Here is a 22,994-nt window from a genome sequence, read left to right as displayed (position 1 = left end):
CTTTATGTGAACATTTTGTGAAAAAAGCAAAGTGTGTGACATAGTTCACAAGGAAACACGCTGTCTCTGTTTATAGTGAACTTAGCATCACCTGACTCGGAAGGAGTGAACTCTCATGAAGAAAAAGAAAATGAGTCCGTTGTTTAGGAGATTGAACTATTTCTCTCCTATAGAACACCATTCAAATAAACATAGCCAAACCACCCGCGAAGATCGCGATTGGGAGAATGTATACAGAAACAGATGGCAGTACGACAAAGTCGTTCGCTCCACCCACGGCGTCAACTGCACGGGGTCCTGCAGCTGGAATATTTATGTGAAAAACGGAATTGTCACGTGGGAAGGACAAAACTTGAATTATCCATCAACAGGCCCGGATATGCCTGATTTCGAACCGAGGGGCTGTCCGCGGGGGGCAAGTTTTTCATGGTACATCTACAGCCCGCTCCGTGTGAAATATCCATACGTGCGCGGTGTGCTGATCAATTTATGGCGGGAAGCACTGCAGGCCCATCAAAATCCATTGGATGCTTGGAAATCGATCGTTGAAAATCCTGAAAAAGCAAAGTCCTATAAACAGGCGAGAGGGAAAGGCGGTTTTGTACGCGCTGAATGGCCGGAGGTGCTGAAGCTGATTTCAGCCTCTCTGCTCTATACAGTCATGAAATACGGGCCTGACCGGAACGTCGGCTTTTCCCCGATTCCGGCCATGTCCATGATCAGCCACGCGTCAGGCTCCCGTTTTATGTCTTTAATCGGCGGCCCTATGCTCAGCTTTTATGACTGGTATGCGGATCTTCCTCCGGCGTCCCCGCAAATTTGGGGGGACCAGACGGACGTTCCGGAAAGCAGTGATTGGTACAATTCAGGCTATATCATCACATGGGGCTCCAACGTTCCGTTAACGAGAACGCCTGACGCGCATTTTTTGGCGGAAGCCCGCTATAAAGGCGCTAAAGTCATTTCGATCAGTCCGGATTTTGCGGAATCCTCAAAGTTCGCGGATGACTGGCTGAGTATCCGCCAAGGGACTGACGGTGCGCTTGCGATGGCGATGGGCCACGTCATTTTACAGGAATTTTACGTGAACCAAGAGACGGAACGTTTCATTGAGTACGCAAAGCAATACACGGATTTTCCGTTCTTCGTCACCCTGTCAAAAGAAAATGGCGTATACACAGCGGGGCGTTTTCTGCATGCGAAAGACATCGGGCGGCAGACAAAGCATGATCAGTGGAAGCCTGCGGTCTGGAATGAACAGACAAGCGCATTTGCCATACCGCAAGGGACAATGGGCTCCCGCTGGGACGGACAGCAGAAATGGAACCTGCACATGATCGATGAAGAAACCGGGGACCCGATTGAACCCCGTCTCTCTGTGCTGGGAATAGAGGACGAAATCGGCACGGTGCGCATCCCATATTTTTCAAATGACGGAAACAAAGTGCTTGAGCGGGATCTTCCTATAAAAAAACTGAACCTGAACGGCGAAGAGGTTTGTGTCACGACCGTGTTTGACTTGATACTGGCCAACTACGGCGTGAACCGAGGCTTCGGCGAACAATCAGCTGTCTCTTATGATGATCCTGAGCCGTTCACACCTGCCTGGCAGGAACAGATGACAGGAATCAAAAAAGAAGCCGTCATTAAGATAGCCAGAGAGTTTGCCCAAAATGCGATCGATACAGACGGCCGATCCATGATTATCGTAGGGGCGGGGATTAACCACTGGTTCAACTCCGACACGATCTACCGGGCAGTGTTAAATCTCGTATTACTGGTAGGCGCCCAAGGCGTAAACGGCGGAGGCTGGGCCCATTATGTGGGGCAGGAAAAGCTCCGTCCTGCTGAAGGGTGGCAGACGATTGCAAATGCAAAGGACTGGGAGGGCGTGCCCAAGCTGCAAAACGGCACCTCATTTTTCTACTTTGCGACAGACCAGTGGCGTTACGAGGACCAGCCGATCAGTGACTTGGCTTCACCGATCGCTGCTTCATCCCGCTACAAGCATCACGCCGATTACAATGTGCTGGCAGCGCGATTAGGGTGGCTGCCGTCTTATCCGACGTTCAATCAAAATGGCATTGATCTGTACAAAGAAGCTGAAAAAGCGGGTGCAACAACACCTGAAGACGTTGGTGCGTACGTGGCCTCACAGCTTCAAGAGAAAAAGCTGAAATTTGCAATTGAAGATCCTGACAATGAAGTGAATTTCCCAAGAAATCTCTTTGTATGGCGGGCAAATCTGATTTCCAGCTCAGGAAAAGGGCATGAATATTTTCTCAAGCACCTGCTGGGGACGACGAATGGCTTGATGAATGACGACAGCGACAGCATCCGCCCTGAAGAAATCAATTGGAGGGAGCAGGCACCGGAAGGAAAGCTCGACTTGTTAATCAATCTCGATTTTCGAATGGCCGGTACGGCGCTGTATTCCGATATCGTGCTGCCGGCGGCGACATGGTATGAAAAACACGATCTCAGCAGCACAGATATGCACCCGTTCATTCATCCTTTTGCTCCGGCGATCTCGGCTCCGTGGGAATCGAAGTCAGACTGGGATATTTTTAAAGCACTGTCAAAATCCGTTTCTGATCTGGCAGAAGAAGTCGATATGGAGCCGGTGAAAGAAGTTGTAGCGACACCGCTCCTCCATGACACCATGCAGGAATTGGCCCAGCCGTTCGGCAAAATCAATGACTGGAGCAGGGGTGAATGTGAAGCCATTCCGGGAAAAACGATGCCGAACATCCAAGTCGTTGAACGGGATTACAAGCACATTTTTCATAAAATGACCGCGCTCGGACCTCAGGCCGGTTTAAAACCGAGCGGCACAAAAGGGATGAGCTGGTCGATAGCCGATGAATATGAATCACTCAAAAAGAGACTGGGAGAAATCACCTCGGACAGCGTTGCAAAGGGATGTCCGAATATAAGTGAAGCAAAGCAGGCGGCAGAAGCGATTTTAACCCTTTCGTCCACTTCAAATGGAAAAGTCGCCGTGAAAGCATGGGAATCACTTGAAGACATCACAAACCTGAAGCTGAAAGACCTGGCGGAAGAACGGGAGGAAGAATGCTTTACGTTCGAGCAAATTACAGCCCAGCCGAAAACGGTCATCACGTCTCCGGCATTTACAGGCTCAGAAAAAGGCGGACGCAGGTACTCGCCGTTTACAACGAACGTAGAAAAATTAATCCCGTGGCGAACACTGACCGGAAGGCAATCTTATTATGTCGATCATGAACTGATGATGGAATTCGGTGAAACAATGGCGACATTTAAACCGATCCTCCAGCATCGTCCGTTTCTGAGCAAGCGGCCTGATCAAGAGGGCAAAGAAATCGTCCTCAATTATTTGACGCCGCATAATAAATGGTCTGTCCACAGCATGTATTTTGATTCTTTGCCGATGCTGACGCTATTCCGCGGAGGGCCGACTGTGTGGATGAATAAAGATGATGCAGAGGACACAGATATCAAAGATAACGATTGGATTGAATGCTTTAACAGAAATGGTGTTGTCGTCGCAAGAGCGGTTTTGTCTCACCGGATTCCTAAAGGAATGGCGTTTATGCATCATGCCCAGGACCGCCACATCAACGTGCCCGGCACAAAACTAACGAATAACCGAGGAGGCACCCATAACAGCCCGACAAGGATACACGTCAAGCCGACTCAGATGATCGGGGGCTATGCCCAGCTCAGCTACGGCTTTAACTATTACGGTCCAACAGGGAATCAGCGCGACCTGAACGTCGTCATCCGCAAGCTGAAGGAGGTCGATTGGCTTGAAGATTAAAGCGCAAATCGGTATGGTCATGAACTTGGATAAATGCATCGGCTGCCACACGTGCAGCGTTACCTGCAAAAACACGTGGACAAACCGTGCCGGTGCGGAATATATGTACTTTAATAATGTAGAAACAAAGCCGGGCATCGGCTACCCGAAGCAATGGGAGGACCAGGACAAATATAAAGGCGGCTGGACATTGAAAAAAGGAAAGCTCGAGCTGAAATCAGGCCCGAAAACCAATCGGCTTGCTGGCCTTTTCTATAACCCGAATCAGCCGTCGATTGATGATTACTATGAACCTTGGAACTATGATTATGAAACATTAACAAACAGCCCACAGAAAAAGCACCAGCCTGTGGCGCGCCCGAAATCATCCTTGACGGGGGATTTCATGAATATCGAATGGGGCCCGAACTGGGAGGATGATCTTGCAGGCGGCCACATTACGGGGCTTGAGGACCCAAACGTGCAAAAGATGGAGGAATCGATCAAAACAGAATTCGATGAGGTCTTTATGATGTATCTGCCGCGTATTTGTGAGCACTGCATCAACCCGGCGTGCGTTTCCTCTTGTCCGTCCGGCGCCATGTACAAACGCGAGGAAGACGGCATTGTGCTTGTGGATCAAAACGCATGCCGTTCATGGAGATATTGTGTCTCATCCTGCCCTTATAAAAAAGTCTATTTTAACTGGCAAACGAACAAAGCGGAAAAATGCACCCTCTGTTTTCCGCGCTTGGAGGCGGGACTGCCGACCATCTGCTCCGAAACCTGTGTAGGTAGAATCCGCTATCTCGGCGTCATGCTGTACGACGCGGACAAAGTGGAGGAAGCGGCATCTGTTGAAAATGAAAAGGATCTCTACCATTCCCAATTGGACGTTTTTCTTGATCCGAAGGACCCTGAGGTTGCCAAACTGGCAAAAGAACAAGGCATCCCGGCTGAGTGGATAGAGGCTGCACAGCAATCGCCGATCTATAAAATGATCATCGACTGGAAGATTGCGCTGCCGCTTCATCCTGAGTATCGTACGCTGCCGATGGTTTGGTACATTCCGCCGCTGAGCCCGATTATGAATCTCTTTGAAGGAAAAGGCAGCCAGCAATCTGCGGAAGATATTTTTCCGGCTATCGACCAAATGAGAATTCCAATTGACTATTTGGCGCAGCTATTAACGGCCGGTGATACGGATCATATTCGGTCAACGTTAAAGAAAATGTCTGTCATGCGCCAGTATATGAGAGCAGTCCAGACGAATAAATCCATCGACCCGGCACTGATCTCCAGTGTCGGCTTAACAGAACAGCAAATTGAAGACATGTATCGGCTGCTTGCGATTGCCAAATATGATGACCGCTTTGTAATTCCGAGCAGCCACCGAGAAGAAGTGTCTGATTTATACGCTGAACAAGGGAGCTGCGGCTTATCATTTTCAGGCGGCCCCGGCTCTTGTTTGTAACTTTTGATAAACGAGGTGTAACAAGATGAACACCACAGACCGGCAAATCACGTTCTCCGCTCTTTCCTGTCTTCTTTCCTATCCGGATGAAGAGTGGAGAGCCGAGCTTCCCGATTGGAAGGCTCTTATCCATGAAATCAGCAACCAGCAAATCCGGGAGAAGCTGCTGCACTTTTTCGAAGCGTCAGCCAGCTTTTCTCAAGAAGCACTGATTGAACACTATGTCTATACGTTCGACTTCGGGAAAAAAACGAATATGTACGTCACTTACTTTAACTCAGGCGAGCAAAGGGAACGCGGGATTGAATTACTGCATTTAAAAAGCACGTACCAGCAATCCGGTTTCCTGCCGACAGAGAAAGAGCTGCCTGATTATCTGCCGTTTATGCTGGAATTTTCCGCGGTTGCAGAGATTGAAGCAGCGAGAAGCGTGTTTGAGAAATATCTGTCTAATGTGAGGGAGCTGGCATCCCGCCTTGAAAAAAATGACAGCATATATGCGGAGCTGCTATACGTGCTACTGGCCGCGCTGGAAAACATCGGCGTACGTGAAAGCATTGAAGGGGCTGTTCAGGCATGAGCGGGCAAATCCTGTGGGGCGTGATGCCATACATTGTAATGACAATCTTTATCGGCGGCCATATTTACCGCTATCAGCATGACCAATTTGGCTGGACGGCGAAATCCAGCGAGCTATTAGAAAAGAAAAAACTCGTTGCGGGCAGCACACTTTTTCACTGGGGTATGCTGTGCGTTATCGGCGGGCATCTCATGGGAATTCTGATCCCGGAAGCTGTGTACACCTCCATTGGCATTTCAGAGCATGCTTATCACAAAATGGCAATTGGCGCAGGCCTGCCGGCGGGGATTGTGGCATGTACCGGACTTTTCATCCTGACGTACAGAAGGCTGTTTGACAAAAGAATCCGCAACACCAGCTCGCCATCGGATATCCTTATCCTCATCCTGCTGCTGTTCATGCTGCTGTCAGGCGTTGCCGCCACGTTTCTGAACATTGATTCGAAAGGATTTGATTACAGGACAACAGTCGGGCCGTGGTTCAGGGAGATCTTTTTGTTCAGCCCTGACGCCTCTTTGATGGAGAGTGTCCCGCTATGGTTTAAGCTTCATATCATGATAGGATACGTCGTTTTTATCCTGTGGCCGTTTACGAGATTGGTACACGTGTTCAGTCTGCCACTCAAGTATTTGACACGAAGCTATGTCGTGTATCGAAAACGCTCGTAAAAATCCCCCTTGAAAGAGGGGGATTTTTTATGATGATGGAAACAAGTCTTACAAAACAGTTTGATAAAAAAATAAAAACGCAAGATATTTTCTGCCAAGGTAATGGCTGGGCGGCCAGAAATCCTGTTATGTTTGTATTTGGAAATAACATTCTAAAAGGGAGAGTGAAGAATGAAGCGGATTTTACTCATTTTAACTGCTTGTCTTCTGACAAGCGCGGGGGTCCTGACACTCAGACATTCTCACGTATTAACCGGCGGGACAGCCGGACTGTCACTAAGCCTGACATACTTGTTTCACTCCTCGTTTGCCATGATCTTCTTTCTGATCAATATCCCGTTTTACGTATTTTCTCTCATCAGAATGGGCATCACATTCACCCTATCTACTGTATTTGCAGTCACAGCGCTGACTCTGTTTACAAGCGCGGATCACTGGCTGCCGTCTGTCTCTTTTTCACCGCTTGCCGGGGCGATTGGTGGCGGGGCGCTGATTGGAATCGGCTTGTCGCTCATGTTTTATCATCAGGCTTCGCTCGGCGGCGCCAATATTCTCGCTTTATTTCTGCAACAGTGCTACGGATGGAATCCAGGTACGGTTAATTTCCTCTTCGATTTTGGCGTAGTGCTGGTCGGCATTTTCTTCGTCGGATTGCTGAAAGGGCTTTTTTCCTTAGTGTCGATTGCGGTCACGGGCCTGATCGTCAGCTTCTTCAAACATAAAATCAAAAGCAGCTACTCCCTCAAGCCGGCCTTGCTCCAGAACATCACACCCGGCCAATCTCAGGAAGCTTCATCATAAGCCTTTCCGCATCTTGCGGAGAGGCTTTTTACATAGAAGGTTTACCGATTAGAAAAAAGAGGTAATACGGAGGTAATTGAATCAGATTGGAGAGAATCAGGATGCTGAAAAGGAGACTGGAATTTTTCTTTTTATATATGATGCTTATCGGGGCATATGTCATATGGTTTTTTCCGGTTTCCAGGCTTGAGTTTTACGGAGGATTGCTTTGCTATGTAAGCATTATTTTGTTCAGCATCTATTCGTTAATTCTTGAAAACCGTACCTCGCAGCACACGTTGTTATGGATCCACATTCTTGTCTTTTTTCCGATCGCCGGCTACATGTTTTATCTGTTTTCCGGACAGCTTTATGTAAAAGGAAAGCTGTTCAAGACAAAACGAATGCACAACAGGGAAAAGCTCAGGAAGCTGTTTGACATGGAAGAAACGCCGGAAGTGACAGGGCTGAAGGACAATCAGGAGAGGTTCTTTACGTATTCCATCAGGGCTGCCCATATGAATATCAATACGAAAAGCAATATCAAAGTGCTGAAAAACGGCGAAGAAACCTTTCCGGACATTTTCAAAGCGATGAGGAAAGCAGAATCTTATATACATATTGAATACTACATGTTTAAGTCAGACATGCTTGGCCGCGGCATGATGGACATTATGATGGAAAAAGCGCGCCAAGGTGTCGAGGTGAGGTTTTTATATGACGCTGCAGGAAGCATCAAGCTGGCAAGAAGAGATATCATGAAAATGAAACAAGCGGGAGTGGACATCGTTCCGTTTTCTCCGCTGAAATACGGGTTCTTCAACCAGAAGCTGAATTTCAGAAATCACCGGAAAATCGTGATCATCGACGGAAAAACCGGTTTTGTGGGCGGATTAAATGTCGGGGAGGAATATATCAGCAGAGATCCGTACATCGGATTTTGGAGAGATACTCACCTGCGGCTGGAAGGAGAAATTGTGCAAACGCTTCACGCCATCTTTATGCTCGATTGGGAATACGTCTCCAATGAAGTGTTAATTGATCAAGAGGAGTACAATACCCCGGTTCCCGTGGAAGGAGAGGGCATTTACCAAGTTGTCGCGACAGGCCCTGACATGAAGGAAAGCATGAGCGATCTTTATTATGAAATGATTTCTTCAGCGCAGAAATCAATATGGATCGCCACGCCCTATTTCGTCCCGAATGAATCCATTCGCACGGCGCTCAAAGCAGCGGCGACAAAAGGCGTACAGGTAAGGGTCATGGTGCCGGAGAAGAACGACAGCTTTTTGACGCAATACGCGTCAAGATCCTATTTCCCAGAGCTGCTACTTGAGGGAATTGAAGTGTATTCCTATCAAAAAGGCTTCATGCATCAAAAAGTCATGATCGTTGACGGCGATCTCGCCTCCGTCGGCACCGCGAATATGGACATGCGCAGCTTCCAGCTCAACTTTGAAGTGAACGTGTTCTTCACGGATGCCGAAGCGATCCGCACCCTTGAAGCCCATTTCGAAGAGGATATGCTGGACAGTGAACAACTCAGCCCTGTTGGCTTTTATAAAAGGGGAATGACCGACCGGACAAAAGAATCCTTAGCCCGTCTGTTTTCAGGTGTTCTGTAAAAAAAGGAAATCTGATCTTTAAAAACCGCCGGTGTATAGTATAATTGAGAAATATTATCAGTTATTCAGGCATTGGGGGAAGATAGAGTGCTGCGGCAATTTTTTTCGTATTATAAACCATACAAAACGTTGTTCTTTCTCGATTTTTTCTCGGCGATCGCGGGAGGCTTAATGGAGCTGAGTTTTCCTTTGATCGTCAATTATTTTATTGACACCTTGCTTCCGGGCAGGGACTGGGGGCTGATCATCGCGACCTCAGTCGGCTTATTTGCAGTGTACGCGCTCAGCTCGGCTCTCCAGTATATCGTCACATACTGGGGACACATGCTCGGGATCAATATCGAGACCGATATGAGAAAATCGCTTTTTGACCATTTGCAAAAGCTCTCGTTCAAATTTTACGACAACAACAAGACGGGAACGCTGATGTCGAAGCTGACGAACGATTTAATGTACATCGGCGAAGTTGCCCATCACGGCCCGGAAGACTTATTCATTGCCATCATGACCATTCTCGGAGCGTTCGGGGTCATGCTGTTTATTAACTGGCAGCTTGCATTATTAACGTTTATCATCATGCCGATTGTCATTTGGCTAGCGCTTTATTTCAACAAAAAAATGACCAAAGCGTTTACCACGCTGAACAAAGATATCGGTGACTTTAGCGCGCGTGTAGAGAATAATATCGGCGGCATCCGGCTCGTGCAGGCGTTCGGCAATGAATCATTTGAAAAAGAGCGCTTCGCTGTCAACAATCAGCGCTTCCGTGTCACAAAGCTTTCCTCATATAAAATCATGGCGAAAAACGGCTCAATCAGCTATATGCTGACTCGGTTTGTCACGCTGTTTGTGCTTTTGTGCGGAACGTGGTTTGTCATTCGCGGCTCCTTATCGTACGGGGAATTCGTGGCGTTTGTGCTCCTGACGAATGTGCTATTCAGGCCCATTGACAAAATTAACGCCATTATCGAAATGTATCCGAGAGGAATCGCCGGTTTTAAAAGCTATATGGAATTAATGGAGACAGAGCCGGATATTCAGGATTCTCCTGATGCGAGAGACGTTTTCGGCCTGAAGGGCAATATCTGCTATGAACATGTTTCATTTGGATATGATGACCATCACAATGTCCTCAATGACATTAACCTGTCCATTCAAGCGGGGGAAACGGTTGCGTTCGTCGGTCCGTCAGGCGCGGGAAAATCAACGCTTTGCAGTCTGCTTCCGCGCTTTTATGAAGCATCGGAGGGTGACATTACCATCGACGGCATCAGCATTAAAGACATGACGCTGTCTTCGCTGCGGGGGCAGATTGGCGTCGTACAGCAGGACGTTTTCTTGTTCTCGGGCACGCTTCGAGAAAATATCGCCTACGGCCGATTAGACGCATCAGAAGAAGACATTTGGCAGGCTGTGAAGCAAGCGCATCTGGAAGAGCTCGTCCATAACATGCCGGATGGGCTGGATACCATCATCGGCGAACGGGGCGTGAAGCTTTCCGGCGGACAAAAGCAGCGCTTGTCAATTGCACGGATGTTCTTGAAAAATCCGTCGATCCTGATTCTCGACGAAGCGACCTCAGCGCTTGATACAGAAACAGAAGCGGCGATCCAAAAGGCGCTTCAAGAATTGTCCGAGGGGCGCACGACGCTCGTCATCGCTCACAGGCTGGCGACGATCAAAGACGCGGACAGAATTGTCGTCGTCACAAACAACGGTATTGAAGAACAAGGCCGCCATCAAGACCTGATCGAAGCCGGAGGCCTATACAGCAGGCTGCATCAAGCGCAATTCGGGCAAATGCAGCAATAGGAGGAGAATATGAATAGAAAAAATGTGCTGTACCTTGCTGTTTCATTGGATGGGATGATCGCACGAGAAGATGGAAGCATCGATTGGCTGGATGAATTTGAAGGTGAAGGCGATAGCGGGTACAGCGCGTTTTATCAGACTGTCGATACCGTCATCTTAGGCCGGAGCACATATGAACACGTCAAAATTCTTACACCGGTTTTCCCGTACCAGGATAAAACATGCTACGTTTTCACGAGAACGCCCGGCAGCTATCGGGATGAACACGTGACGTTTATCAATGAGGGAGCCAAGGGCTTCACTGACCGTTTGAAACAGGATAAAGGCTTAAACATCTGGATAGCAGGCGGGGCAGAGCTGGTGAATGCCTTTATGAAAGAAGATGCCATCGATGAATTCATCTTCACTGTTATTCCTGTTGTTTTAGGGAGCGGCATCCCGCTGTTTCATGAACTGACGAATGAAACAAAGCTGCGGTTAAAAGGGATGAAACAATTCGGGCAGGCAGTTCAGCTTCATTATGTAAGACCATAAGAAAAAGGATAGACAAGATGTCTATCCTTTTTATATGTAAGTTAAAGCGCTTCTCTTTCAGCAGGCTCGATAATATTTTGGAACTTTTCAATCAGCTGTGATGCTTTAGTTCCTTCCACTACAATCAGATATTCCTTTTCATCATGAGCCATACGGAACGTCTCAAGCTCAATTAAGCTTTTGATTTTGCACATTGTTTTCTTTGAATAAATATAAACCTCGTGGCTTCCGGAATGGCACATTTTATAAAGATGAATCAAATTTCTTAAAGTAAATGCCTGTGCGGCTACTTTCAGAGACTTGATGTTTTTCATAATCTTTCTCCTCCATCGGTTGTTGTCTTATATAGCGTATGTTCCCAGAGCGGACGAACTGTAAACCTGATATTGCACATTTATGATTTCCATTGCAGCGTGCCGCCGCCGATGCGTTTGACACCGCGGATGGAGCTTAATTCATCCATCAGGCGGAGAAGTGCCTTGTCTTTCTGTTTTGCTTCAATCATGAAATCAATATTTGTTCCCCATTGTCTGAAGCGCTCTAACAGCGGCAGCAAAAAGTTGGCGTCAACATAATCGGCATGGCTGCGTATGGCTTGCTCCGATTTTGGGGAAGACAGGTGAACCTTTGGCTGCAGCCCTATCCGCTCCCACGTTTTGATCATCCGGGGCAGTGCTTCATTCAGGTCGGCGTGATCATCTGGATTGGCGTAAAAATGATGAAAGTCAAAGACAAATGGAACATCCTCTTGTTCACAGACCTGAAGCGTTTCTTCTGTCGTATAGGTTTTATCATCGTTTTCCAGCGTCATCCGCTGTTTGATCTCCTGCGGCAGCTGCTTCATATTTTGATGAAATTGAGCAGTGGCGGTGTCTTTATCTCCGTAAGCGCCGCCTATATGAATGTTGATAACGGAGCGATCAGCAATGCCCATGGCTTCAAGCATGCGGTAGTGATACGCCATATCGGTTACCGCATTTTTTGTGACGTTTTCCTTCGGGCTCGTGAACAGAGTGAATTGGTTTGGGTGAAAGCTTGTTCGCAGATGATGTGTTTTAACAAGCTCTCCAATCTCCCGAAACTCCTTTTGAAACGGCGTTACAAAATCCCACATTACATCGGGATGTGTGGCCAGCGGCACAATCGAACTGGAAAAACGGTACAAAGGAATACCGTGGCCGATGATATAGTGAAGGGTTCTCATCGTATTGTTCAAATTGGCTCTTGTCACAGTCAGCAGGGCTTCTTTTCTTTCATCCTTTGAAAGCTTGGAATAACGCGCGAATGTCAATGCTTTAGCGGGAGACGCATCCCAAAGGCTCATCGCGTTTGAAACGAACCCGAATCTGAAAATCATAGGAACTCTCCTTTATAAAAAATAAGATAATGCTCTGCCAAGCCATTCCGCCGGGCGCTGTCTGAACGTACGCTTTTTGAAATTCTCCTTTGTCAGCAGCTCCGACCTATTAATATCCTCTTCAATCGTGGCATAGACTTCTTTTGTAAAAGCCTTATTATCGATTTCAACATTCACCTCTTCATTTAAAAAGAAGCTTCGCTGATCAAAATTGGCGGTGCCGATGACGCTGAAGTGATCGTCAATGATCAGGGCTTTCACATGATAAAACCCCTGGTAAAAACGGTAGATAAGACAGCCGGCATCCAAGAGCTCTGAATAATACGTAAAAGCTGCCTCTCTGACCAGCGGATGATCTGATTTCATCGGCACGATGAGCGTAACAGTTACACCGTTTTTTCTTGCTTTGACCAATGCCTGCTGAAGCGGTTTTGTCGGAATATAATAAGGTGTGCAAATGGTAATGCGATCTTTTGCCTGCGCGATATTTGCCAAATACGTTTTTTCAAGAGCATAACCATCAGTCGCATAAATCTTAAGAGAGATATTCCCTTGCGGAAGCTCCGGCCAAACATCCGGGGCCAGTTCAGCTGATCCGGTATTTCGTTTTAGATCGGCTGTAAAAAGCGTCTGAAGATCGCGGACACCTTCTCCCTTCATGCGCAGATGATAATCCTCCCAATTGCCGAACTTCGCCTTCTTTCCAAGGTATTCCTCACCGATGTTAAACCCGCCGATATAACCGATCTTCCCGTCTATCACAGCGATTTTTCGGTGATTTCGTTTTTGTATGTGGAAAAAGAAAAAAGGAAAACGGGGCTTGTTAAGAAAATGAACATGAACTCCGGCATTTTTCATCGTCTTCAGCGCCAGTTTTTTAATTTTTTGGCTGCCGGACCAATCCAGCAGCAAATAAACAGAAACACCGGCTTTAGCTTTTGCTTTCAGCAGCGTAAACATATTGTGGCTGACCTCATCATTTTTCATAATAAAAAACATCACGTGAACAGAGGAAACAGCCTGGCGGATGTCTTCCATCATCCGTTCGACAAGATCAGCGCCGCAGTGGATCAATTCGATGTCACTCTTCTTTTTTGAAAAAACAGGCTCGTACGCGTTCTTTCTATATCCTGCGCGGCCCATGAAGATATCAAGCAGAATCAAAGCAAAAAGAATAACGACAATGATCATAATCACGAAAAATACCTTCATCCCGGCACTCCTTTCCGTAGTAAAGGTAGTGTGCCCGATCAGCTGGAATTTAATTATTGACTGAACACTCATTCATTATTTATCATAAAGATAATCTTATACAGATTCGAGGGTAGGGGATCGCGGTCTTTATCAGTAAAAAGGGGGAATTAGAATGAGCGGCTTTCTCATCGCAAATGCATTGTTATTTCTGATTGTAACCGCTTACGCTGTCTATTTGTTTGTCTACTTGGTTAAAACGAGACTGGCCTACATCAGGCTCGGGCAGAAAGAACATTTTGATCAACGGATCAAGGAACGGCTTCGCGCCATATGGGTGAATGTATTCGGACAGAAAAAACTGCTCAAGGATAAGAAAAGCGGAATCATTCACGTCATGTTTTTCTACGGATTTATATTGGTTCAGTTCGGAGCAATTGACTTTATTATCAAAGGACTGGCTCCCGATCGGAATCTGCCGCTTGGCCCTGTCTATCCCGCCTTCACCTTTTTTCAGGAAATCGTTACATTTCTTATTTTAATTGCTGTAGGCTGGGCATTCTACAGACGTTATATTGAAAAGCTCGTCAGGCTGAAACGCGGTTTCAAAGCAGGGCTCGTTCTCATTTTTATCGGGGGATTAATGCTGACGGTTCTGCTTGGAAACGGGATGAATCTGATCTGGCATGAGCACGGGCTTTCTTGGAGCGAGCCGATTGCATCAGGTATTGCGTTTTTGCTTAGCGGGGTCGGGGAAACAGGTGCGGCGGTGATTTTCTATATCGCATGGTGGGCGCATCTTCTGTTTTTGCTGAGCTTTTTAGTGTACGTGCCTCAGTCGAAGCATGCCCATTTAATCGCCGGACCTGCCAATGTCTTCTTCAATAGAATGGAATCAGCCGGAAAGCTTGAAAAAATTGATTTTACCGATGAAACGAAAGAAAGCTACGGAGCGGGGAAAATTGAAGATTTTCGGCAGACTCAGCTGCTTGATCTGTACGCGTGTGTCGAGTGCGGCCGCTGCACCAATATGTGCCCTGCAACAGGCACCGGAAAAATGCTGTCGCCGATGGACTTGATTTTGCGTCTCAGAGACCATCTTACTGAAAAAGGCGCCGCTGTCACCTCGCGTTCGCCATGGGTGCCCGCGGCAGCGTTCCGGCATACGAGAGGTAATCAGCTGGCGGCGGCGTCAGCGGGCAGCGGATCGCAGGAAGCCGCGGCAGCGCTAGATTACAATCCGAGCTTGATCGGCGACGTCATCACAGAGGAAGAAATTTGGGCGTGCACCACTTGCCGGAATTGTGAGGATCAATGTCCGGTCATGAACGAGCACGTGGATAAAATCATCGACCTTCGCCGCTACCTCGTACTGACAGAAGGAAAAATGGACAGTGACGCACAGCGCGCCATGACCAGTATTGAGCGGCAGGGAAATCCGTGGGGCCTCAACCGCAAGGAACGTGAAAATTGGCGTGACGCGGCGCCGGATGCTGAGATTCCGACCGTGAAAGAAATGAAAAAAGAAGGAAAAGAATTTGAGTATCTTTTCTGGGTCGGTTCTATGGGGTCATACGACAACAGAAGCCAGAAAATCGCGATTTCCTTTGCCAAGCTGCTCAATCACGCGGGCGTGTCCTTCGCGATCCTCGGTAATAAAGAAAAAAATTCAGGAGACACGCCGCGCCGCCTCGGAAATGAATTTTTATTCCAAGAGCTGGCTGAGAAGAATATCTCTGAATTTGAAAAAAATCATGTGGAAAAAATCGTTACGATCGATCCGCATGCATACAATTTATTTAAAAATGAGTACCCTGATTTCGGTTTTGAAGGCGAGGTTTATCATCATACAGAAGTGCTGGCCGAGCTGGTGAGGAACGGGAAACTAAAACCGCAGCACCCCCTTCAAGAGGTGATTACCTTCCATGATTCATGCTACTTGGGCCGGTACAACGAAGTCTATGATCAGCCGAGGGAGATTTTGAAAGCCATTCCTGGCGTACAGCTGATTGAAATGGAGAGAAACCGGGAAACCGGCATGTGCTGCGGCGCCGGCGGGGGATTAATGTGGATGGAGGAAGAAACGGGCAATAGGATTAATGTCGCCAGGACAGAGCAAGCGCTCGCGGTCAACCCATCGGTGATCAGCTCAGGCTGTCCGTACTGTCTCACGATGCTCGGAGATGGCACAAAGGCGAAAGAAGCCGAAGACCAAGTCAAAACGTATGATGTCGCCGAGCTTCTGGCTCAATCTGTCTTAGGTGCTGATATGAAAATGGGGGAGAAGCCATGAAGTTTTCATTATCAGAAGAACACGAGATGATACAAAAATTGGTGCGTGATTTTGCGAAGCATGAGGTGGCCCCGACAGCCGCAGAACGCGACGAACAAGAACGCTTCGACCGCGAGCTGTTTCGGGAAATGGCGAATCTGGGGCTGACGGGAATTCCGTGGCCTGAAGATTATGGAGGAATCGGAAGTGACTATCTGGCCTACGTCATCGTGGTGGAGGAACTGTCAAAAGTGTGCGCCTCCACCGGTGTGACGCTTTCCGCCCATATCTCTCTTTGCAGCTGGCCGCTGTTTGCCTTTGGGACGGAAGAACAGAAGACAGAGTATTTGACACAACTGGCCCTAGGAGAGAAAATCGGCGCTTTTGCTTTGACCGAAGCAGGGTCCGGCTCTGACGCCGGCGGCATGAAAACAACTGCTGAACGAATCGGCGATGACTATGTGTTAAATGGCTCAAAAGTGTTTATCACAAACGGCGGCATCGCGGATATTTACATTGTTTTTGCAGTCACCGATCCCGCGAAAAAGAAAAAAGGCATTTCCGCTTTTATTGTAGAAAAGAATTTCGAAGGATTTTTGACAGGCAAGAAAGAAAAGAAGCTGGGCATCCGTTCGTCTCCGACAACAGAAATCACATTCGAAGATTGTGTTGTGCCCGCAGCAAACCGTCTTGGAGAAGAAGGGGAAGGCTTCAAAATCGCGATGAAGACGCTTGATGGAGGAAGAAACGGCATTGCCGCTCAAGCCGTGGGCATCGCTCAGGGAGCGCTTGATGCGGCGCTTCAATACGCAAAAGAGAGAAAGCAATTCGGAAAATCAATCGCCGAGCAGCAGGGCATTGCTTTTAAACTCGCGGATATGGCTACAATGATAGAAGCTTCAAGGCTATTGACCTATCAGGCGGCATGGCTGGAATCATCAGGCCTTCCATATGGAAAAGCTTCCGCCATGTCCAAACTGCTGGCGGGGGATACGGCGATGAAGGTGACGACCGAAGCCGTGCAGATTTTCGGCGGCTATGGCTATACAAAAGATTATCCGGTTGAACGCTATATGCGTGATGCAAAAATCACGCAAATCTATGAAGGCACTCAAGAAATTCAAAGACTTGTCATCTCCAGAATGCTCGCGGATTGACGCAAAACATCTATCAGTCGGAACACTCTTGTAAAATTATTTAAATTAACGCTGTTAAGGGTAGCATATTCTGTTTTATTTTGTTTATAATGAGAGGTATGGTTTGTATAAGAACGATACAAAATCGCTTTCATTATTGATAAAACAGATACATATAAGTAATAGAAAGGGAGTGTCCGACCTTGGGTATCAAACAATATTCACAGGAAGAGCTAAAGGAAATGGCTTTAGTTGAAATCGCTCACGAATTATTTGAAGAACATAAAAAACCAGTTCCTTTTCAGGAGCTTTTAAATGAAATTGCATCTTTGCTCGGCGTGACAAAAGAAGAGCTTGGAGACCGCATCGCTCAATTTTATACAGATTTAAACATTGACGGCCGCTTCCTGGCGCTTTCTGACCAGACTTGGGGGCTTCGCAGCTGGTATCCGTATGATCAGCTTGACGAAGAAACGCAGCCGACCGTCAAGGCGAAAAAGAAAAAAGCGAAGAAAGTAGTCGAAGAAGATCTTGACCTTGACGAGTTTGAAGTGATCGACGAAGACGACATTGATTTAGATGAAGTCGAGGAAGAACTTGATCTTGACACCGACGATTTTTGACGATGAAGATCTTGATGAAGACGATGATGATCTTGAGATCGAAGAGGATATTATTGATGAAGATGATGAAGATCTTGATGATGAAGATGAGGATCTCAAATAGTAATAGATCATCTTCAAAACCATCTTGACTTTCAAAGTCGAACTATGTAGTATGTATTTTGGGCTCTTCAAAAACGAAGAGAGAACATAGTGCGTTATGCTCCCTTTCAAGAAATTGAAAGGGAGCTTTCTTATTTTCACCCCTCATTTTTCTTATAAATCATTTAAAATGCTAAATGATTTTCTATAAAACAGTACATTTTAAAAATGTAGCTAAGAGCGAAGAGAGGAGCAAACGAAATGACGAAATATATTTTTGTAACCGGGGGAGTCGTATCCTCACTTGGAAAGGGTATTGTAGCAGCTTCATTGGGACGTTTGCTGAAAAACCGTGGACTGAACGTGACGATCCAAAAATTTGATCCATACATCAACGTCGACCCGGGAACAATGAGCCCATACCAGCACGGTGAAGTATTCGTAACGGATGACGGCGCCGAAACAGACTTGGACCTTGGTCACTATGAGCGTTTTATCGACATCAACCTGAATAAATTCAGCAACGTGACAACTGGTAAAATCTATTCAACAGTTCTTAAAAAAGAACGTCGCGGAGACTACCTTGGCGGAACCGTACAGGTTATCCCGCACATCACAAACGAACTGAAAGACCGTGTTTACCGCGCGGGGAAAGAAACAAACGCGGATGTCGTTATTACAGAAATTGGCGGTACTGTCGGGGACATCGAATCACTGCCATTCCTTGAAGCGATCCGCCAAATGAAGAGCGACATCGGCCGTGAAAACGTAATGTACATCCACTGTACGCTTGTTCCTTACATTAAAGCTGCGGGCGAATTGAAAACAAAACCGACACAGCACAGCGTAAAAGAATTACGCAGCTTGGGCATTCAGCCAAACATCATCGTCGTGCGTACAGAAATGCCGATTTCTCAAGATATGAAAGATAAAATTGCGCTATTCTGCGACATCGATACAAAAGCGGTGATCGAGTGTGAGGATGCGGACAACCTATACTCCATTCCGCTTGAGCTGCAAAAACAAGGACTAGACAAGCTTGTTTGCGAGCACATGCAATTGGCATGCAAAGAGGCTGAAATGTCAGAGTGGAAAGAGCTTGTTAACAAGGTTAGCAATCTGTCTCAAACAATTACGATCGGCCTTGTCGGTAAATACGTTGAGCTTCCTGACGCATACATCTCTGTTGTCGAGTCTCTCCGCCATGCGGGCTATGCGTTTGACACAGATGTAAAAGTGAAATGGATCAACGCAGAAGAAGTGACAGAAAGCAACATCGAAGAGCTCACAAGCGGAACGGACGGCATCATCGTGCCGGGCGGATTCGGAGACCGCGGTGTTGAAGGTAAAATCGTTGCAACAAAATACGCGCGCGAAAACAACATTCCATTCTTGGGTATTTGCTTGGGCATGCAGGTTGCGTCTATTGAATACGCACGTAATGTATTAGGCTTAAAAGGCGCTCACTCTGCGGAAATTGATCCGTCAACTCAATACCCGATCATTGACCTTCTTCCTGAACAGAAGGATGTTGAAGATCTCGGAGGAACGCTTCGTCTCGGCCTTTACCCATGTAAGCTTGAAGAAGGCACGAAAGCCTTTGAAGTGTATCAGGATGAAGTGGTGTACGAGCGTCACCGCCACCGTTATGAATTCAACAACGAATTCAGACAGCAAATGGAAGACCAAGGCTTCGTATTCTCAGGCACAAGCCCGGACGGACGCCTTGTTGAAATCATCGAGCTGAAAGACCACCCTTGGTTCGTGGCTTCTCAGTTCCACCCAGAGTTCAAGTCAAGACCGACAAGACCTCAGCCTCTATTCAAAGGCTTTATCGGAGCGTCTGTCGAAGCTGCAAATCAGAAGTAATCAAAAAAGACTTGCCGTTTGTCAAAAGCGGGCAAGTCTTTTTTATTTGTTTCCTGCAAGATACAGCATGTACAATAAGATATTATGCATACTCTTGCAGAATTTCTTTTAATGTAAACGATAAAGCATGGTAGACATACAGTGCTGTCATTAAAGAGGGAAATCCGTAACGGGTGCCGTCTTCATCGGGAACGAGCGGCATTTTTAATTTAGAATCAATATGCACATCGCAATATTGTTCCATCCCCGCACTGTCTTTAGCTGCCGGCGATACGCATACGACTCCCGTACCTTTTTCATAAAGCTCTTTCGCGAGCGCCTGCTCTTCGGCTGTCCCCGTCCCGGAGCAAAACATCAGCATCCTGTCGCTTTCTGTCACTTCCTCAGCGCTTTGTGGAAAGGCTTTGACAGATGGGAAGGGTTCGCTGCTTTCGGTGGCCTCATAAAAGACGCCCTGAAGCTCATTAGCACCGTATAAATAAATGGAATGCCCGCTGATCACCGCTTGTGCAAGCAGCCGCGCCCCATCTTCAATCGCGTCAGATTCCTTATCCTGAATGCGGGAAAAAATACCTGTTAACTGCGTCGTAAATATTTTCAACATAAGTGAATCCTCCTTTATAACGTACAATATCAGTATACAACAAAAGAGAAAATGCTCAGAAAATGTCGTAAAGTAGACTATTATAATTAAAGGAAATAGGAAAATCAAACAGAATACATACACTACTGCTTACTTTTGACGAAAATCATAATATTGGGGTGTAAAATGATGAATGAAAAAATTTTAATCGTTGATGATCAATACGGCATACGTATTTTGCTTAATGAAGTATTCAATAAAGAAGGCTACCAGACGTTTCAGGCTGCAAACGGCCTGCAGGCGCTTGACATCGTGACAAAAGAACGGCCCGACCTTGTGCTTCTGGACATGAAAATTCCCGGCATGGACGGTATCGAAATCTTAAAACGGATGAAGGTCATTGACGAAAACATCCGGGTGATTATCATGACGGCATACGGAGAGCTCGACATGATCCAGGAATCAAAGGAACTGGGCGCCTTGACGCACTTTGCGAAGCCGTTTGACATCGACGAAATCAGAGACGCCGTGAAAAAATATCTGCCCCTGAAGTCTAATTGACAAAAAGAAGAAACAAATGAATGATGTCATTGTGTTGCCGATTTGTCGAAAAGTTGGTATTCTAGTTATGGAGAAAAAGCGATCTGGTATTTACATATGACAGCAATAGATGGGTCATGCTAGGGTGGAAAGCTTTTTTCGCTAGAAGACAATCAGGCTACATAAGGAGGACATTCGACATGCCTTTAGTTTCTATGACGGAAATGTTGAATACAGCTAAAGAAAAAGGTTATGCTGTAGGACAATTTAACTTAAACAACCTTGAGTTTACTCAAGCGATTTTACAAGCAGCTGAAGAAGAAAAATCTCCAGTGATCCTTGGTGTTTCCGAAGGTGCGGGACGCTACATGGGCGGCTTCAAAACAGTCGTTGCTATGGTAAAAGCACTTATGGAAGAGTACAAAGTGACAGTTCCTGTTGCGATTCACTTAGACCACGGTTCAAGCTTTGAATCTTGTGCGAAAGCGATTCATGCAGGTTTCACATCTGTAATGATCGACGCTTCTCACCATCCATTTGAAGAAAACGTAGCAACAACTTCTAAAGTTGTTGAGCTTGCTCATTTCCACGGAGTATCTGTAGAAGCTGAGCTTGGAACAGTCGGCGGACAAGAAGATGACGTTATCGCTGAAGGCGTAATCTACGCTGATCCGAAAGAGTGCCAAGAGCTTGTTGAGCGCACTGGCATCGACTGCCTTGCACCTGCTTTAGGTTCTGTTCACGGCCCTTACAAAGGTGAGCCAAACCTTGGTTTCAAAGAGATGGAAGAGATCGGAAAATCAACTGGTCTTCCGCTAGTTCTTCACGGCGGTACTGGAATTCCGACTGATGACATCAAAAAATCAATTTCACTTGGTACAGCTAAAATCAACGTGAATACTGAAAACCAAATTTCTTCTGCAAAAGCTGTTCGCGAAACATTGGCAGCTAAGCCTAACGAGTACGATCCACGTAAATACCTTGGACCAGCTCGTGAAGCGATCAAAGAAACAGTTATCGGTAAAATGCGTGAATTTGGTTCTTCAAACCAAGCTTAATTCAATTGGAACGTTTATAGCCGCCTGACAGCTTGACAGGCGGTTTTCCGTCTATCTTTAGAAAGCGCAATCATATTCACAGTTCAGAAAATTTCTTAATCAGGGAGGCTTTTTGAAAATGTTATTCTTTGTTGATACAGCCAATATCGATGAAATTAAAGAAGCGAATGAATTAGGAATTCTCGCCGGTGTAACGACGAATCCTAGTTTAGTAGCAAAAGAAGCTAACGTATCATTCCACGACCGTCTTCGCGAGATCACAGATGTCGTGAAAGGCTCTGTAAGCGCAGAGGTTATTTCTTTGAAAGCTGAGGAAATGATCGAGGAAGGAAAAGAACTGGCGAAAATCGCTCCGAACATTACGGTGAAAATCCCGATGACGACTGATGGCTTAAAAGCGGTAAGAGCACTTACTGACTTAGGCATCAAAACAAACGTCACATTGATCTTCAATGCCAACCAGGCGCTTCTCGCTGCCAGAGCTGGGGCAACGTATGTATCTCCATTCCTGGGACGTTTAGATGACATCGGCCACAACGGACTTGACCTGATTTCAGACGTCAAGACGATTTTTGACATTCACGGTCTTGACACGCAAATCATTGCAGCGTCAATCCGCCATCCGCAGCACGTGACAGAAGCCGCTCTAAGAGGGGCTCATATCGGCACAATGCCGCTGAAAGTCATTCATGCGCTCACTAAGCATCCGTTAACAGACAAAGGAATTGAACAATTCCTGGCAGACTGGAATAAATAATTGCAAAGGGCGGCAAACAGCTTTATGCCTGTTTGCCGCGGCCTTTGTTTTTCACCGTCTGATACAGCGGACCTACAGATGCTGACGCCGCTTTACAGAGAAGGAATCATTGGGCTGCAGAAGCTGATATCGGAATGAAGGGTTTGCGTACTGCTTTTGCCGGATGAAGACGAGGTCTCTTGAGCCGGCGGGTCTCTGTGCAACTTTCGAAACCTGTACCCCGCAAAGCTTCGCTATTTTCTTCCTGATATTTTACAATGTGTTGTATTCTTT

General features: G+C 46.7%; 18 protein-coding genes and 1 pseudogene. 15 read left to right on the top strand and 4 right to left on the bottom strand.

Annotation, left to right across the window (positions count from 1 at the left end; genetic code table 11):
- Window positions 1-115 precede the first annotated feature (115 nt).
- The 8 genes from GYO_RS41130 to GYO_RS41095 all read left to right on the top strand — a co-directional run bounded on the left by GYO_RS41130 (window position 116) and on the right by GYO_RS41095 (window position 11,254).
- Window positions 116-3,802: a nitrate reductase subunit alpha gene (locus tag GYO_RS41130; RefSeq protein WP_014115538.1), complete on the top strand. Its 3,687-nt coding sequence runs from the start codon at window positions 116-118 to the stop codon at window positions 3,800-3,802.
- Window positions 3,792-5,255 carry a nitrate reductase subunit beta gene (gene narH, locus GYO_RS41125; protein ID WP_014115537.1) on the top strand — a complete coding sequence of 488 codons (1,464 nt, stop codon included), beginning with the start codon at window positions 3,792-3,794 and terminating at the stop codon, window positions 5,253-5,255. The genes GYO_RS41130 and narH overlap by 11 nt, the downstream gene beginning before the upstream one ends.
- A 25-nt stretch (window positions 5,256-5,280) precedes the next feature.
- The gene (narJ, locus tag GYO_RS41120; protein ID WP_014115536.1) at window positions 5,281-5,835 is read left to right on the top strand and encodes a nitrate reductase molybdenum cofactor assembly chaperone; all 555 of its coding nucleotides are present in this window, start codon (window positions 5,281-5,283) and stop codon (window positions 5,833-5,835) included.
- Window positions 5,832-6,503, top strand: coding sequence for a respiratory nitrate reductase subunit gamma (narI, locus tag GYO_RS41115; protein ID WP_014115535.1), 672 nt, complete (start codon window positions 5,832-5,834; stop codon window positions 6,501-6,503). The genes narJ and narI overlap by 4 nt, the downstream gene beginning before the upstream one ends.
- 171 nt (window positions 6,504-6,674) lie before the next feature.
- Window positions 6,675-7,304, top strand: coding sequence for a YitT family protein (locus GYO_RS41110; RefSeq protein ID WP_014115534.1), 630 nt, complete (start codon window positions 6,675-6,677; stop codon window positions 7,302-7,304).
- A gap of 101 nt (window positions 7,305-7,405) precedes the next feature.
- Window positions 7,406-8,908 carry a cardiolipin synthase gene (gene cls, locus GYO_RS41105; RefSeq protein WP_014115533.1) on the top strand — a complete coding sequence of 501 codons (1,503 nt, stop codon included), beginning with the start codon at window positions 7,406-7,408 and terminating at the stop codon, window positions 8,906-8,908.
- An 87-nt stretch (window positions 8,909-8,995) separates the two neighbouring features.
- The gene (locus GYO_RS41100) at window positions 8,996-10,720 is read left to right on the top strand and encodes an ABC transporter ATP-binding protein (RefSeq protein WP_014115532.1); all 1,725 of its coding nucleotides are present in this window, start codon (window positions 8,996-8,998) and stop codon (window positions 10,718-10,720) included.
- Between the two features lie 9 nt (window positions 10,721-10,729).
- Window positions 10,730-11,254 (top strand): dihydrofolate reductase family protein, encoded by a 525-nt coding sequence (locus GYO_RS41095; protein WP_014115531.1) that lies wholly within the window; start codon window positions 10,730-10,732, stop codon window positions 11,252-11,254.
- A 41-nt stretch (window positions 11,255-11,295) separates the two neighbouring features.
- Here GYO_RS41095 and GYO_RS41090 read toward each other — a convergent pair whose 3' ends face one another.
- The 3 genes from GYO_RS41090 to cls (GYO_RS41080) form a co-directional block, all read right to left on the bottom strand.
- Window positions 11,296-11,568: a hypothetical protein gene (locus GYO_RS41090; protein ID WP_003221969.1), complete on the bottom strand. Its 273-nt coding sequence runs from the start codon at window positions 11,566-11,568 to the stop codon at window positions 11,296-11,298.
- An 80-nt stretch (window positions 11,569-11,648) separates the two neighbouring features.
- Entirely contained in the window at window positions 11,649-12,611 is a 963-nt protein-coding gene (gene uvsE, locus GYO_RS41085; RefSeq protein ID WP_014115530.1) for a UV DNA damage repair endonuclease UvsE, read from the bottom strand.
- A gap of 12 nt (window positions 12,612-12,623) precedes the next feature.
- Window positions 12,624-13,823: a cardiolipin synthase gene (gene cls / locus GYO_RS41080; RefSeq protein WP_014115529.1), complete on the bottom strand. Its 1,200-nt coding sequence runs from the start codon at window positions 13,821-13,823 to the stop codon at window positions 12,624-12,626.
- A gap of 154 nt (window positions 13,824-13,977) precedes the next feature.
- On the opposite strand from cls (GYO_RS41080), the gene GYO_RS41075 reads away from it, so the two are divergent.
- The 4 genes and pseudogenes from GYO_RS41075 to pyrG all read left to right on the top strand — a co-directional run bounded on the left by GYO_RS41075 (window position 13,978) and on the right by pyrG (window position 19,783).
- Complete coding sequence (locus tag GYO_RS41075; RefSeq protein WP_014115528.1) at window positions 13,978-16,095, top strand: heterodisulfide reductase-related iron-sulfur binding cluster; 2,118 nt, start codon at window positions 13,978-13,980, stop codon at window positions 16,093-16,095.
- Complete coding sequence (gene acdA, locus GYO_RS41070; protein WP_014115527.1) at window positions 16,092-17,231, top strand: acyl-CoA dehydrogenase AcdA; 1,140 nt, start codon at window positions 16,092-16,094, stop codon at window positions 17,229-17,231. Before GYO_RS41075 ends, acdA begins: the two co-directional genes overlap by 4 nt.
- A 182-nt stretch (window positions 17,232-17,413) precedes the next feature.
- Window positions 17,414-17,936, top strand: a pseudogene (rpoE, locus tag GYO_RS41065) (DNA-directed RNA polymerase subunit delta).
- 239 nt (window positions 17,937-18,175) lie between these two features.
- On the top strand, window positions 18,176-19,783 hold the full coding sequence (gene pyrG, locus GYO_RS41060; protein WP_014115524.1) for a glutamine hydrolyzing CTP synthase: 1,608 nt from the start codon (window positions 18,176-18,178) through the stop codon (window positions 19,781-19,783).
- A gap of 82 nt (window positions 19,784-19,865) precedes the next feature.
- Here pyrG and GYO_RS41055 read toward each other — a convergent pair whose 3' ends face one another.
- The gene (locus GYO_RS41055) at window positions 19,866-20,387 is read right to left on the bottom strand and encodes a DUF2529 domain-containing protein (RefSeq protein WP_014115523.1); all 522 of its coding nucleotides are present in this window, start codon (window positions 20,385-20,387) and stop codon (window positions 19,866-19,868) included.
- A gap of 165 nt (window positions 20,388-20,552) precedes the next feature.
- Between GYO_RS41055 and spo0F the strand changes: the two genes are divergently transcribed.
- From spo0F to fsa, 3 genes are all read left to right on the top strand, one after another.
- The gene (spo0F, locus tag GYO_RS41050; protein ID WP_003227621.1) at window positions 20,553-20,927 is read left to right on the top strand and encodes a sporulation initiation phosphotransferase Spo0F; all 375 of its coding nucleotides are present in this window, start codon (window positions 20,553-20,555) and stop codon (window positions 20,925-20,927) included.
- Between the two features lie 179 nt (window positions 20,928-21,106).
- A complete protein-coding gene (locus tag GYO_RS41045) occupies window positions 21,107-21,964 on the top strand; it encodes a class II fructose-bisphosphate aldolase (RefSeq protein WP_014115522.1) in 858 nt (285 codons plus the stop codon).
- Between the two features lie 118 nt (window positions 21,965-22,082).
- Window positions 22,083-22,721 (top strand): fructose-6-phosphate aldolase, encoded by a 639-nt coding sequence (fsa, locus tag GYO_RS41040; RefSeq protein WP_014115521.1) that lies wholly within the window; start codon window positions 22,083-22,085, stop codon window positions 22,719-22,721.
- Window positions 22,722-22,994 lie beyond the last annotated feature (273 nt).

This window comes from Bacillus spizizenii TU-B-10, assembly GCF_000227465.1.
Classification (GTDB): Bacteria; Bacillota; Bacilli; order Bacillales; family Bacillaceae; genus Bacillus; species Bacillus spizizenii.
The sequence above is the reverse complement of the archived record's forward strand: the minus strand, read 5'-3'. Positions and strand labels throughout refer to the sequence as shown.